The organism is Rothia sp. P5766, assembly GCF_048513555.1.
Classification (GTDB): Bacteria; Actinomycetota; Actinomycetes; order Actinomycetales; family Micrococcaceae; genus Rothia.
Map to the genome: position 1 here is coordinate 1 of NZ_JBLXXS010000006.1, position 13,450 is coordinate 13,450.

Consider the following 13,450-nt stretch of genomic DNA (forward strand, 5'->3'; position numbering starts at 1 on the left):
CCTATACATTGACAGGTGACTACAGGGCCCATGCGTCAATGATGACCCGTTTGAAATCTTCAATATCAAGGGCCTGGTCCAAGACCCCCGATCCCTGACTCGTTTCAACAAAGTGCTTGGGGTCAAAGGTAAGAGAAAAAGAGGTTCCGTTGGTTGCCTCTAGCCCAAAATTGAGGTCTGTGACGGCAAAAGTGCGAGCCGCATTGGTGTTATCAATCGAGGTGGGGGTGCCCAAGCTACGAATCTGAGGTAGGTCGAGGGGAGCGATAATCGCCTCCCGGGGGGTGTCCCGGTAACCGACCAGGAAGTAACGCTGCTCGTCCTCCTGGAGTGAAGCCACATCGGAGTTACGGTAAATAGCTGAACCTGTTGCAAACACAAGGTTATAGGCACCGTAATTGATGATCTGGCTATCGAAGACCGTGTGAAGGGCCTTGGCGATCTCATTGCTGGTGAGCTGATGTGAGGCAGTCATGCCCCCAGTCTACGGTGCAGGGCTGTGGCTCGGGGCAGTTAAGCCTGTGGGGATATTAAATGACACAAGATGACAGCGGCATCCGCAGGGGGACCCAATGGGTGTTCGCCCGCTGACGAGGGCAGGCTTGCGCTGCTCACCATAGACCTGTGACCAGCCGAGATTTTTTACGCGCAGTGAACCCAGTAACGAAATATAGTGTCATATTCTAAGACCGGTTTGACCTGCTGGCCGGGAAAAGCCAACAATAAAGAGTATGACATCACACCAGCAATCACAGATTATTTTTGTGGTGCGACTCCTAGCGGAGTGCGCAGCATAAGATGCTCTGTGTCTGATGGCGTGCGCACCCTTCGCTCAACCAAGCGGAGGGTTTTTTTCTAGGTAAAACCGTGACCCGGTAGCACCTGGCCCACAGGGCGTACCCCACCGCTCGCACACAAGACTATCTTCGTACCACCACTAGGATCACCCATGACGACGGGACAACCCATCAACCCGGCAGATCTCGCAAAGAATCTGAGGGCTGCATCCGCACCCTCAGAACCCTCACCCCTTGAACGTATGACAGGCTCCCAGGCTATCGTCCGTTCGCTCGAAGCGCTGGGCGTCACCGATATCTTCGGCCTGCCCGGTGGAGCCATCCTTCCCACCTATGACCCCCTCTACGACTCCGAGCAGCTCAATCATATTCTGGTGCGTCATGAGCAGGGGGCTGGGCATGCGGCGGAAGGCTACGCTATTGCAAGCGGCAAGGTCGGTGTGGCAATCGCTACGTCCGGCCCCGGTGCAACCAACCTGCTGACCGCTATTGCCGATGCCAATATGGACTCTGTACCGCTTGTTTGCATTACCGGTCAGGTATCCTCTGCCGTTATCGGTACCGATGCCTTCCAAGAAGCAGACATCGTGGGCATGACCATGCCGATTACCAAGCACTCCTTTATGGTGCGGGACCCTCAGGAAATTCCGCGGTGCATCGCAACAGCTTTCCACATTGCCTCCACCGGTCGCCCCGGTCCCGTCCTGATCGATATTACCAAGGACGCGCAACAGGGCATGATGGACTTCTCCTGGCCTCCTGTTACCCATGAGGCACGCGGCTACAGCATCGTTACCCGCGGCCACTCCAAGCAGATCCGTGAAGCAGCCAAGCTCATCACCGAATCCCAGCGTCCGGTCCTATACGTGGGAGGCGGTGTCGTACGCGCCGGTGCATCGGAAGAACTCATGAAGCTGGCCAAGCTGACCGGGGCACCAGTTGTCACCACGCTGACTGCTCGTGGTGCCTACCCTGACTCCGACCCCCAGAACCTGGGTATGCCCGGTATGCACGGAACCGTACCAGCGGTAACAGCCATGCAAAAGTCCGACCTGCTGATTACCCTCGGCGCTCGTTTCGACGACCGTGTTACCGGTGTTGTCTCGGAGTTCGCCCCGGAAGCTAAGGTCATCCACGTTGATGTTGATCCGGCTGAAATCTCCAAGATCAGGGTTGCGGATGTGCCCATCGTGGGTGATTTGCGCCAGGTCCTTCCCGAACTCAATGAGATTCTGACCGGTGAGTTCTCCAGCGCCCTGCCAGACCTCACGGACTGGTGGACACTGGTTAATAATTTCAAGCAAACTTACCCCCTGGGCTACACCAAGACCAATGACGGCTTGGGGGCACCCCAGTACGTTATCCAGAAGATTAGCGAAATGACCGGCCCCGATGCCTACTACGTCACCGGGGTTGGCCAGCACCAGATGTGGTCAGCTCAGTTCATCACCAACGAAAAGCCCCGCCACTTTATCAACTCAGCGGGCCTGGGTACCATGGGCTTCTCCGTACCCGCCGCTATGGGTGTCAAGGTCGCCTTCCCCGACTCGATTGTCTGGGCCATTGACGGCGATGGCTGCTTTCAGATGACCAACCAAGAGCTGGCAACCTGCGTCCAAAACAAGATCCCCATCAAGGTCGCAATTATCAATAACTCGTCCTTGGGCATGGTGCGCCAGTGGCAGAACCTCTTCTACGATGGCCGCTACTCCAATACCCACCTTAAGACCGGCATCGGTACCGAACGGGTCCCGGACTTTGTCAAACTCGCGGAAGCCTACGGTTGTGCCGGTTTGCGCTGTGAACGTGATGAAGACGTTGAGGCGACCATCGCCCAGGCCCTGGCTATCAACGACCGGCCCGTTGTGGTGGACTTTAACGTCAGCCCCGATGCCCTGGTCTGGCCAATGGTTCCAGCCGGTGTATCCAACGATTTAATCCAAGTTGCTAAAGACATCTCACCGACCTGGGATGATGAGGAGATGCTATGAGTCGCCACACCCTCTCTGTTCTCGTAGAAGATAAGCCCGGTGTGCTGGCCCGCGTATCTGGCCTCTTCGCGCGTCGTATGTTTAATATCGATTCCCTGGCTGTGGGCCCTACCGAGGTCCCTGGAATCTCAAGGATAACGGTTGTAGTGGACGCAAGCGATTTGCTCCTGGAACAGGTCACCAAACAGCTCAATAAGCTCATCCATGTCCTTAAGGTTGTTGAACTTCCTGCTGACAACTCAGCTCAACGTGACCACATCCTCATTAAGGTGCGCGCCGATGTTGCAGCCCGTATTCAGGTGACCCAGGCCGCTGACCTCTTCCGGGCTAGCATCGTCGATGTCTCCCCCGAATCGGTGGTCATTGAGGCAACCGGATCAGCCAACAAAATCAACGCTCTTCTTGAAGTGCTTGAACCCTTTGGTGTGCGGGAAATTGTTCGCGCAGGAACCATCGGCCTCTCCCGTGGCTCTCGTTCCATGAACGAAAAAGCCCTCCGAAGCTAGAACCGGATCTAGCTCACTTACTTTCACAATGTAAAGCCCCTGTCTACCCACGGCAAGCGCCGCCATGTAGGTTAGAGGTTTTCAAACCCCACAGATCGGGTAGCGCCAGCTACCCCTCTACCGATCAAGGAGATCGAAACACATGGCAAAGATCTATTACAACGACGATGCAGACCTGGCTAATATCGCAGAGCGCTCCGTAGCGATCATCGGCTACGGCTCACAGGGCCACGCTCACGCCCTGAACCTGCGCGACTCAGGCGTAGATGTCCGCGTTGGTCTTGCAGAAGGCTCAAAATCCCGTGCCAAGGCCGAAGCAGAAGGCCTGCGCGTACTTACCGTTGCAGAAGCAGCAGCCGAAGCAGATGTCATCATGATTCTGACCCCGGACCAGGTCCAGGCAGAAGTGTTCAAGAAGGATATCGCTCCCAACCTCAACGAAGGTGACGCTCTCTTCTTCGCCCACGGCTTCAACATTGTCTTTGGCTACATCGAAGCTCCCGCCGGCGTAGATGTTGCCATGGTCGCCCCCAAGGGTCCTGGCCACACCGTTCGCCGCGAATTTGAAGCTGGCCGCGCGGTTCCTGCCCTGGTAGCCGTTGAAAAGGATGCCTCAGGTAAGGCATTGGACCTGGCTCTGGCTTACGCCAAGGGCCTGGGCGCAACCCGCGCCGGTGTCATTGAGACTACCTTTAAGGAAGAAGCCGAGTCAGACCTCTTTGGTGAGCAGGCTGTTCTCTGCGGTGGCGCTTCACAGCTCATCCAGTACGGCTTTGAGACCCTGACCGAGGCTGGCTACCAGCCTGAAATTGCATACTTTGAGGTTCTGCACGAGCTCAAGCTGATTGTTGACCTGATGATTGAAGGTGGCATTGCTAAGCAGCGCTGGTCCATCTCTGACACCGCTGAGTACGGCGACTACGTTTCCGGCCCTCGCGTTATCACCCCCGAGGTCAAGGAAAACATGAAAGCTGTTCTGGCCGATATCCAAAGTGGTGCTTTCGCCAAGCGCTTCATGGAAGACCAGGCCGCAGGCGGCCCCGAGTTCAAGGAACTTCGAGCTAAGGGCGAAGCACACCCCATCGAAACCACCGGCCGCGAACTGCGTAAGCTCTTTGCATGGACCAACAGCGTGGATGCCGACTACGTTGATGGTTCTGTAGCTCGCTAAGGCGCATGAAGACCGTTCGCTGCTTAAGCGCCGACACTCTCTGAGCTGAAGCCGACTACCTGCCAAACCGTCAGGTGGTCGGCTTTGGTTGTTCTATGACCCTTACAGCGGTCAGACGGAGTGCCCCCTGTAGCCCTTAAGGTGAACTACAGGATGCACCTACTCCGGCCCCTCGCAGAGCCCTGCACCGGGGGGCAACCCCCAATCTTTGATGAGGCGTCCTTAGGGTCCGAAGCGCCTCTGCCCATACGAGAGAACACCCTCATTACCTGAACCAAGGAAAACCGTGACTGCAAAACCAGTTGTACTGATTGCCGAAGAACTATCACCTGCCACCGTCGAAGCCTTGGGCCCCGATTTTGAGATCCGCACCTGCGACGGGGCAGACCGCCAACAGCTCCTGAAGGCTATCACCGATGTGGACGCTATTCTCGTCCGCTCTGCCACCCAGGTCGATGCCGAAGCTATTGGAGCTGCCAAGAAGCTCAAGGTGATTGCTCGAGCCGGTGTAGGCCTAGATAACGTCGACATCAAGGCCGCCACCAAGGCCGGTGTCATGGTGGTCAACGCACCTACATCCAATGTTATTTCTGCTGCAGAACTGACCCTAGGTCATATTCTGGGGCTAGCCCGCAACATTGCGGCCGCCGACTCTTCGATGAAGGCAGGGGAGTGGAAACGCTCCCAGTTCTCCGGGGTCGAGCTCTACGAAAAGACCGTAGGCATCATTGGTCTGGGCCGCATCGGTGGCCTGGTGGCTGAGCGTCTGCGTGCCTTTGGCACCGAGCTTATTGCCTACGACCCCTTTGTTACGACCGCGCGTGCCGCGTCACTTGGCGTTGAGCTGATGGAGCTGGATGAACTGATTGAGCGGGCAGACTTCATCACTATCCATATGCCCCGTACCCCAGAGACCCTGGGCATGATTAATGCCAAGAGCTTCAAGAGGATGAAGAAGAGCGCTTACGTCATTAACGTGGCCCGCGGCGGGCTGATTGACGAAGCTGATCTCGATGCGGCACTGCGCAGCGGTGAGATTGCCGGCGCCGCCATTGATGTGTTCGTCAAGGAGCCGGCTAAGAAGGTTCCCTTTGTTGGTTTGTCGAATGTTGTGGCAACCCCTCACCTAGGTGCCTCAACCTTTGAAGCCCAGGAGAAAGCAGGTATCTCGGTGGCTAAGTCGGTACGACTGGCCCTTGAAGGGGATCTGGTGCCCGATGCGGTGAACGTTGCCGGTGGGGCCATCGACAAGGACGTGCGCCCCGGCGTGCCCCTGGCCGAAAAGGTTGGCCGGATTTTGACCGCCATTGGCGGCGACGAAGCCTTGACCCGCGTTGAAGTCAAAATCGCAGGTGAAATCGCCACTAAGGACGTCACCTCACTCAAGCTCTCAGCCCTCAAGGGGGTCTTCACCGATGTTGTCTCCGATAAGGTGTCCTACGTTAACGCCCCGATTCTGGCTGAGCAACGCGGCCTTGCGGTGGAGCTGGTGACCACCACCGAAACCGATTACTTCCGCAACGAAACCATTCTGACCGGTGCCCTGGCAAACGGTGAGGTTGTATCGGTGGCAGGTACCGTGACCGGCCCCAAGCTCATTGAGAAGCTGACCAACGTCAACGGCTACGATGTAGAAATCGCCATTACTGACCACATGCTGGTTCTGGAGTATGAGGACCGCCCCGGCGTCATTGCCGCTATCGGTACTTTGCTGGGTACAGCCTCCATCAATATCGCCGGTATGCAGGTTTCTCGCCACGAGAAGGACGCGCAGGCCCTATGTGTTCTGGCCCTTGACTCAGCACTGACCTATGAGGTCTTGGAGTCCATCAAGCGGGTCGTGAATGCTTCACGCGCCGCAATTATCAACTTGGCTGACTAAGCTCTGAGTTAGCCTCGGCATGGGGTGCCTTCTATCTCCCGAATGGGGGGAGGGGAGGCACCTTTTTTGTGGGCTGATGGGGGAATGACCAGTGGGCTCATGAGCGGTTCTTGTGGGCTTAAGATAAATGTTTTTCCATATCAGAATGATATTAAGAGGGTGAAAGTGATGCGCAATACTGGTAGGTTAGAGCCGGTCGCTAGCAACCGCTGGGGCTTACAGCCTCTGAAATAAGGGGCGCACTGCGGGGTAAATATCCTGGCAGTTCCCAGCGGTTCTGGCACCCACAGACCCCGAGATAAAGGATGTTCAATGTCTTCTGCACACCCCATTAGCCGCCGGGCTCTGGCACCCCTGTTCCTTGGAGGTATAGCGGCTATGGCCCTACCCGTGGAACAGGCATCAGCAGCCATAACCTCACCACTTAGCCCCGCCTCCTACCTGGCGCGAGGAACGGTTGCCCAGCGTAATGTCTCGCAGATGCCGGTGCTCTCCAACTCTGCACAGATGGCCAACTACCTCAAGAATCTGCACAGCAGGTATGTGAGTGACCGGTTTAGAGGCAAGCTACCTCTGAGCGGTAATGTCTTCGCCTACAGTATCCCCATTCATACGGTCAACAGCAAAGACCCCGCCCAGCACTACGAATGGTTCTACAGCCTCGATAACCGGGTTAGATACCAGAGTGATGAGTATAAGAGGCTGATGGGGGCTGAAAGGGCTGTACGCCTGCCCGTCCCTAAGAACTTCCAGATTCCCGGTGGTGGGGACCGCTCTATCGCTATTTACGATCGGGGAACCGGTATCTGGCGTTCCCTCTACCAGGTCAAGAAAACAACCAGTGGGAGTCATGCCGGTCAGTGGCATTACAGCTCCGGCGGCTATATTAAAGATGCTCACAAGCTCCCCGATTCTAAGCACAGCCTGCAACTGACCGGAGGCACAAGTTCGGTGGTCGGGATGGCCAGCGAACTCACCCAGATCGGTATTGACGAGGTTCTTGCCGGCTCTATCAACCACGCAGTTTCTTTCACCCTGCCTAATGCGCGTAGCGGCTTCTCCTGGCCTGCACGCCAGGGGGACGGTAACCTGACCCATGCTCTGGCACCCTATGAGGGGCAGTGGTTCCGCATCAACCCCGCAGTTAACCTCAATACCCTGGGGTTGCGCCCACTAACCCTCATGATCGCGCAAGCCGTGCAGAAATACGGTGGCTATGGCAGTGACCGTAACATTTGGTGCATGGCGGCTAACTACGAGTATGACACCAGCCAGTCCCAAGCAAACCAGGGCAATTCACGCTGGTACACCCAGGTGCAGAAAAAGTACGGCCAGGCACCCGAAAACCTGCATGATTTCCCCTTCCAGCACCTTCAGTTCGCTCCCAAGGACTGGCGTGGCGGGCTTTAGAATGGGTCGAAGCCGGTGATATTTTCTGATGAGTGAAGGGCTCGTCGGTAGTATGTGTGGCAGATCTAGTTGAGGCTGGTGGTTTGACCATCGACCCTAGTGCTAGACCTGCTGTGCTGTTTGTACCGGTCAAGGGAACTGCAACGGAGCAGTTGTAGGCTATAGGGCAATCACGCTTTTTAGCCACACAACCTAAGCCCTATCAACACTGGATGAGGGAAGCTGTCATTCTTCCGGCTGGTGTACCCGGTAGTCGTACGTGGGATTGCCAGGCTAGGTATAAAGGCGGAAGAGCCCCCGAAATAAACGTTTTTATCGATGCATTCCATTTGAATAGATTGACCAGCCAGCTATAGCAGCGGCAAAAGAAGCTACTGCAAAAGCAAGGACAGTATATAAAAGGGCGAGAATCGATGAAATTATTTTATTCTCACTCTTCCTAAAAAGAGGAACTAACAGGGCTATACCTAAAAAGATAGCGGCGCTGAACACCAGGAAGGTGCTTACGGATGTGAGTTGCTCATCAGTGCTCAAAAATACGATTGATAGCTCAAGGAATACGCATGCAAGAAAACCTATGAGGCCTGCAATGATAATTCCGTTGGTAGAGCTCTGATCAGGTTCGGGAGTGGGGGTATTTTCTTGGGGCATCGTAATTTTCTCCAAAAAATATTAAGTAAAAATATATCTCAAAAGAAATTGATTAAAAAAAGAGTTTTAACTCAACAGAAGAATTTATTGGGCTATTTCAGCGGGAATGACTTCGGCGGTAGACTTCTGGTCGTCTTCTAACCCGGGTAAACATTGCGTTTCTGCGTCAATTATCTCAGCTCTATCACTTACTGAATACACCACAACGGTCTGATCGGGTAAGTCGGTGACAATACTAAAATAAGCGTCGTCTGCCCACACATTACGGACTTTGAGTCCTTTGGCTTCCCATGCATTCCTTACCTTTTCAGCTTTTTCTTTGAAGGTTGTAGTGGTTGGTGAAGGGGCTAGCATGGTGGCATACACCTCGATTCTTCGGTGAGTCGCATCGCATGAAATAGGTGTTAGATCGGCCCAGGATGATTCCTTGTAGGGGAAGTCCTCCATGCCGTGCTTCCATTTAAATTTTTCGTAGTCTCCGTTGGCTGAGGCAGCTAGCGTTACTGTGGTGTAGAGGTTTTTGTATGCTTCGTTGGCTGATGGTGTGGCTGTTGATTCTGGGGATTGTGGTGTGTTCATGGTGCCGCATCCTGTGAGGAGAAGTTGTGAGCAGATGGTGATTGATAGCAGTGTTTTTCTGATGTGGTTTTTGGTCATGTTTTTATTCTGTCTTTTGGACATCTTCCCAGTTGATTCCACGAGCTCGAGCATATTCTCGAAGCTCCTCTTGGCTTACAGGCGTCTTTCGGTCATTAGCAGGTACATAGGTGTAATTATTTGGTCCGACAGATTTGATCTCAGTGAAGTCTGAAGGATCCACGTATTCAAGTAGCCTACCAATTTTGTCTCTGTGACCGGTGGTCCATAGGGCTGTCTGGTCAAGAGCTGATGTACCAGGTTTGAGATAGCCCTCTAGGCCATCCTCATCATAAAGGGCATGGCCATCCGTATCTTGAAGATAGTTACCATCCTGGGTATAACCGCCATCTGAAGTAAGCTCAGTGGGTTTGGCTCCATCTGGGGTCAATATATCCGAGGGGTTTGTTTTATTCCAGAATTTGAGGTAACCCATAGGAGCTACAATGTCCTCTGAGGCATGTGTATAGGCAATATTATTGATGTCCACAGCTAAATGATCCGGGTGAGCCTGCACATCATCCACCTGCTTCTGATCAAGCCCCGCAGATCCTAGGAAGACGGCGCTATCAACTTGTGTTTTCATTTCAGTCATACCGGAAAAGGTTGTATCTGTTCCATAGGAATGAGCAACAGTATTGAGGCGGATATTGTCCTCTCCCCGTAAAGTATTCAGCGTATCCAGATCCTGAGCGTAGCGGTGCCCGCCCTCATGTGCTTTATCATTATCAAGAACGGAAAGGTCTTCTGCGGGCCCCTTGGGCGCTTCATAATTCATCCAGGCCACAGTTGCATGTTGAGGCGCAGAACCATTACCAGTGATTATATTCCCGTGGTGTATTATGGCTGATTCTTCAGCTTTGTAGAGGGAACCGGCTGATCTGATGTGGCTGTTAACGTCACTGTCGCGCAGAGCACTATTATCAATGCCATGCGTCAGATAACTAATTGACTCTGCTTTGTCTAAATTACCAAGTACAAAAGCTGCTTTAACATCATCCCAATGCTCTTCATCTAAGCTGCCTGTTGATACTTCAAAGGTTATAATCTGTACGTCAGGATAGTTAGCTTTATTTTCCTCATACTGCTTAAGCATATTTCTTGCCGTGCCACGTACATTATCTGGCAAATGCAGCTTTTCAAGATTGAACGGGGAATCAGGTAGCTTGAGTCCATCAACTCTCTCAAGATTTCTGGCTTCTTCAGAATCCTGAGAAAGAATCCTCACCAAATTCACATTGGCCTCTGACCTATAGGTGTACTGGATGCCCTGCATATTTCCAACAAGACCGGGAGCATATTGGATCAGAGCTTTCCGCTGCGCTTCGTTCAAAGTTCCTGGTGGTACCTGATCATCAGCGTTGATTGAACGCCAGTTCCCCTTATCATCAGTGAATTGGTTCTGGGCGTTCCACCACTTCTGAGTATCCTTGGCGCGTTGGACATTGTCTCCACCAATAGGATTCGAAGCAAACAGCGCGTATTTTGGATTGGCAGTGAAAAAAGTTTGAATCTGTTCCGGTGTCATCTGTGAGAGCAGATCCAGTAACCGTGGCATATTTTCTTCCGATGTTCTAGCATCTTCAAACGCACGTATCAGGGTCAACGAATCAAAGAGCTCAAAACTAGTCAAGACATCACTAGGGGCACTAAAAGGATTACCTTGATGAGGGGTACCACCACGGTTGTTATAGAGTGCGTCGACCGAATCGGCAATCGAATACTGCTCGATAATCTCAGAAGCCTTCGTAAAATATTCATCCCGGATATCATCAACAATTCTTTGCGCATTAGCTATTGCCGCATCAGCGTCAGCAATATCCCCGCGCAGACCACCATGCCCTGTCCACCCATGAATTGTCAGGGCAATAATCGGATCAGGGCTTTCATCTTTCGCAGCCTCTTCTTCCAGCCTCGCAATCTTATCCTGTGCATCATTTTTCGCTGTTTGAGCATCTTGAGCTGATTTCAATGCAGCATCAGCACGCTCCTGCATATCTCTTAATTGTCTTTTCCATCTACTTACAGCATCAGATGCCTTTTCGTAGGCATAGGCTATACGAGATACTAGGCCTGCACCGTCTGAAGCTACCGCTTCAAGCCTGCGGATTCGGTTACCCTCGCCATCGATACTCGTGTATTCCAAAAGAGACTCACGATAAGGATCGATAAGATAGTTGCGCTGTTCCCACCAAAAGTTTGAGATCGAAATCCAGGCATCGGGATCTCCGGGGCAGGGATCCCCGCCAGCAAGAGGAGACCAATCACTAGGACGTGTAGACATGGCCCCTACTTCCCTCCTGCATCAGCTGCTTTAAAAGACCTATAAGCTTCTTGCGCCCCGTCGCGGGCATTGGTAAATGCTTCCATTGCGCTAGCCAGAAGCTTTCCGTCCTGCCCTCTAACTACACCGGCATGGTGTTCAGCTACCGGGTCCTGGCTTGCAGAGTGTTCGCAGGCGGAACTAGCTAGGGTCTCAAAGTTGGCTCGGGTTTTTTCAAAGATATCTATGACCGACTGGAGGTCTTCATATCTGAATTTAAGAGTATCGGTCATCCTTGTCAGCTCTTTCTTTCTGCATCTTCCCGTGTTTACCCTTCTAAAGGTGTCAGGTAAGTATTCTGGTTCATGATTCTACTTGAGTAGATGCATAGCTGAAACCTTTAGATGCAACGGCTAGGGGCATGTTATAGCTTGATCCATCAATCCCACTAGTCCTAGCCCTAGCGAGTTCCATTCATTGAGGTAGGCCAGCCCCTACACTGTTAGCCCCTGCGGGAGTAGTTCTTACCCTCATGCGGGATCAGCAGGTCGCCGGTTTGTTCCCCACCCTGTAAAATCATGACTATGACTGCTACCCCCTACTACATCACCACCGCAATTTCTTACCCCAACGGCGCCCCTCACATCGGCCATGCCTATGAGGTCATTGCCGCTGACACCATGGCCCGTTTCAAGAAACTAGACGGTTTTGATGTGCGCTTCATGACCGGTACCGACGAACACGGCCAAAAGATGCAAACCACTGCACAGAAGCAGGGGAAAAGCCCCAAGGAACTAGCCGACGAAAACTCAGCCCGATTCCGCGCAATGGCCGAGCTCGTGGGAGCCGACTTTGACCGCTTTATCCGCACCACCGACCCCGACCACTACGCCGCATCTCAAGCCATCTGGAAGAAGATGGAAGAGAAGGGCGATATTTACCTGGATAAGTACGCAGGCTGGTACTCGGTCCGCGATGAGGCCTACTACACCGAAGAAGAAACCGAACTGCGTGACGGTGTGCGCTATGCGATTGCTACCGATACAGAGGTTGAATGGACCGAAGAAGAATCCTACTTCTTCCGCCTCTCAAAGTACGCCGACCGCCTGCTTGACCTGTATGAAACCGAGGGCTACGTCTACCCCGAAACCCGCCGTAACGAGCTGGCCTCTTTTATTAAGGGTGGCCTCAACGACCTCTCCATCTCCCGCACAACCTTTGACTGGGGCGTACCTGTACCCGGCAACGACAAGCACGTCATGTACGTCTGGGTCGATGCGCTGACCAACTACCTGACAGGTGTGGGCTACCCCGATACCGACAGCGAACTCTTCACCACATACTGGCCTGCTGATATGCACCTGATCGGAAAGGACATCACCCGTTTCCATGCTATCTACTGGCCTGCCTTCCTCTGGTCCGCTGGGCTGGAACTACCCCAGAAGGTCTTTGGACACGGCTTCTTGCTGGTGGACGGCGAAAAGATGTCAAAGTCCATCGGCAACACCCTGGACCCCGCAGACCTGGTAGCAGGCTTTGGCCTGGATCAGCTCCGCTTCTTCCTGCTCCGCGATGTTTCTTTCGGTCAGGACGGCTCCTACTCAGCCGAGGCTATCAAGAACCGTATTAACTCCGACCTGGCCAATGACCTGGGCAACCTGGCCCAGCGCTCACTGTCTATGGTTGCTAAGAACTGTCAGGGCACTGTTCCCCAGCCCGGGCAGTTTACTGCGGAGGATACGGCTATGCTTGAGGCCGCAGGTGCTCTACTGGAGCAGGTCCGGGCTGACTTTGATATTCTGGCCTTCCATCGTGCCCTAGAACGTATCTGGCAGGTTGTCGGTGAAGCTAACCGCTACTTCACGGCCCAGGAACCCTGGAAGCTCCGCAAGACCGACCCGGAACGTATGAACACCGTTCTGTACGTGACCGCTGAGGTTCTACGCATTGTGGCAACCCTCACCCAGCCGGTCATGCCTACCTCTATGGGTAAGCTCCTAGACCTACTGGCTGTGGCACCGGAAAACCGTAGCTTTAGGGACCTTGACCGGGCCCTGGTCGCTGGTACTGTTCTGCCCGCGCCTGCTCCGATTTTCCCGCGTTATGAGGACCCCAAGGAAGCCTAACCCGTAGCCACCGGTAA

At 53.6% G+C, this 13,450-nt stretch carries 11 protein-coding genes; 6 read left to right on the forward strand and 5 right to left on the reverse strand.

Annotated elements, in window-relative coordinates; all coding sequences use genetic code 11:
* Positions 1–19 precede the first annotated feature (19 nt).
* On the reverse strand, positions 20–475 hold the full coding sequence (locus ACN08V_RS04150; protein WP_419100598.1) for a hypothetical protein: 456 nt from the start codon (positions 473–475) through the stop codon (positions 20–22).
* Positions 476–949: 474 nt separating this feature from the next.
* On the opposite strand from ACN08V_RS04150, the gene ACN08V_RS04155 reads away from it, so the two are divergent.
* The 5 genes from ACN08V_RS04155 (at position 950) to ACN08V_RS04175 (ending at position 7,757) form a co-directional block, all read left to right on the forward strand.
* Positions 950–2,788, forward strand: a complete 1,839-nt coding sequence (locus tag ACN08V_RS04155; RefSeq protein ID WP_419100597.1) for an acetolactate synthase large subunit — start codon at positions 950–952, stop codon at positions 2,786–2,788.
* Positions 2,785–3,294, forward strand: a complete 510-nt coding sequence (ilvN, locus tag ACN08V_RS04160; RefSeq protein WP_419100596.1) for an acetolactate synthase small subunit — start codon at positions 2,785–2,787, stop codon at positions 3,292–3,294. The genes ACN08V_RS04155 and ilvN overlap by 4 nt, the downstream gene beginning before the upstream one ends.
* Positions 3,295–3,436: 142 nt before the next feature.
* Entirely contained in the window at positions 3,437–4,465 is a 1,029-nt protein-coding gene (gene ilvC / locus ACN08V_RS04165; protein WP_419100595.1) for a ketol-acid reductoisomerase, read from the forward strand.
* Between the two features lie 286 nt (positions 4,466–4,751).
* Positions 4,752–6,347 (forward strand): phosphoglycerate dehydrogenase, encoded by a 1,596-nt coding sequence (serA, locus tag ACN08V_RS04170; RefSeq protein WP_419104647.1) that lies wholly within the window; start codon positions 4,752–4,754, stop codon positions 6,345–6,347.
* Between the two features lie 312 nt (positions 6,348–6,659).
* Entirely contained in the window at positions 6,660–7,757 is a 1,098-nt protein-coding gene (locus ACN08V_RS04175) for a hypothetical protein (protein WP_419104648.1), read from the forward strand.
* 312 nt (positions 7,758–8,069) lie between these two features.
* Here ACN08V_RS04175 and ACN08V_RS04180 read toward each other — a convergent pair whose 3' ends face one another.
* From ACN08V_RS04180 to ACN08V_RS04195, 4 genes are all read right to left on the reverse strand, one after another.
* Complete coding sequence (locus ACN08V_RS04180; RefSeq protein WP_419104649.1) at positions 8,070–8,408, reverse strand: hypothetical protein; 339 nt, start codon at positions 8,406–8,408, stop codon at positions 8,070–8,072.
* Positions 8,409–8,492: 84 nt separating this feature from the next.
* Positions 8,493–9,065: a hypothetical protein gene (locus ACN08V_RS04185; RefSeq protein ID WP_419104650.1), complete on the reverse strand. Its 573-nt coding sequence runs from the start codon at positions 9,063–9,065 to the stop codon at positions 8,493–8,495.
* A 4-nt stretch (positions 9,066–9,069) separates the two neighbouring features.
* On the reverse strand, positions 9,070–11,328 hold the full coding sequence (locus ACN08V_RS04190; protein ID WP_419104651.1) for an alpha/beta hydrolase: 2,259 nt from the start codon (positions 11,326–11,328) through the stop codon (positions 9,070–9,072).
* A 5-nt stretch (positions 11,329–11,333) separates the two neighbouring features.
* Positions 11,334–11,600, reverse strand: coding sequence for a hypothetical protein (locus ACN08V_RS04195; RefSeq protein ID WP_419104652.1), 267 nt, complete (start codon positions 11,598–11,600; stop codon positions 11,334–11,336).
* A 291-nt stretch (positions 11,601–11,891) separates the two neighbouring features.
* Between ACN08V_RS04195 and metG the strand changes: the two genes are divergently transcribed.
* Positions 11,892–13,433: a methionine--tRNA ligase gene (metG, locus tag ACN08V_RS04200; protein WP_419104653.1), complete on the forward strand. Its 1,542-nt coding sequence runs from the start codon at positions 11,892–11,894 to the stop codon at positions 13,431–13,433.
* Positions 13,434–13,450 lie beyond the last annotated feature (17 nt).

Excerpts from the sequence above, each read along its gene's own strand:
- ACN08V_RS04185 (WP_419104650.1), bottom strand. The coding sequence starts at position 9,065 with ATGACCAAAAACCACATCAGAAAAACACTGCTATCAATCACCATCTGC.
- ACN08V_RS04180 (WP_419104649.1), bottom strand. The coding sequence starts at position 8,408 with ATGCCCCAAGAAAATACCCCCACTCCCGAACCTGATCAGAGCTCTACC.
- ilvC (WP_419100595.1), top strand. The coding sequence starts at position 3,437 with ATGGCAAAGATCTATTACAACGACGATGCAGACCTGGCTAATATCGCA.
- metG (WP_419104653.1), top strand. The coding sequence starts at position 11,892 with ATGACTGCTACCCCCTACTACATCACCACCGCAATTTCTTACCCCAAC.
- ACN08V_RS04195 (WP_419104652.1), bottom strand. The coding sequence starts at position 11,600 with ATGACCGATACTCTTAAATTCAGATATGAAGACCTCCAGTCGGTCATA.
- ACN08V_RS04150 (WP_419100598.1), bottom strand. The coding sequence starts at position 475 with ATGACTGCCTCACATCAGCTCACCAGCAATGAGATCGCCAAGGCCCTT.
- ACN08V_RS04190 (WP_419104651.1), bottom strand. The coding sequence starts at position 11,328 with ATGTCTACACGTCCTAGTGATTGGTCTCCTCTTGCTGGCGGGGATCCC.
- ACN08V_RS04175 (WP_419104648.1), top strand. The coding sequence starts at position 6,660 with ATGTCTTCTGCACACCCCATTAGCCGCCGGGCTCTGGCACCCCTGTTC.
- ilvN (WP_419100596.1), top strand. The coding sequence starts at position 2,785 with ATGAGTCGCCACACCCTCTCTGTTCTCGTAGAAGATAAGCCCGGTGTG.
- ACN08V_RS04155 (WP_419100597.1), top strand. The coding sequence starts at position 950 with ATGACGACGGGACAACCCATCAACCCGGCAGATCTCGCAAAGAATCTG.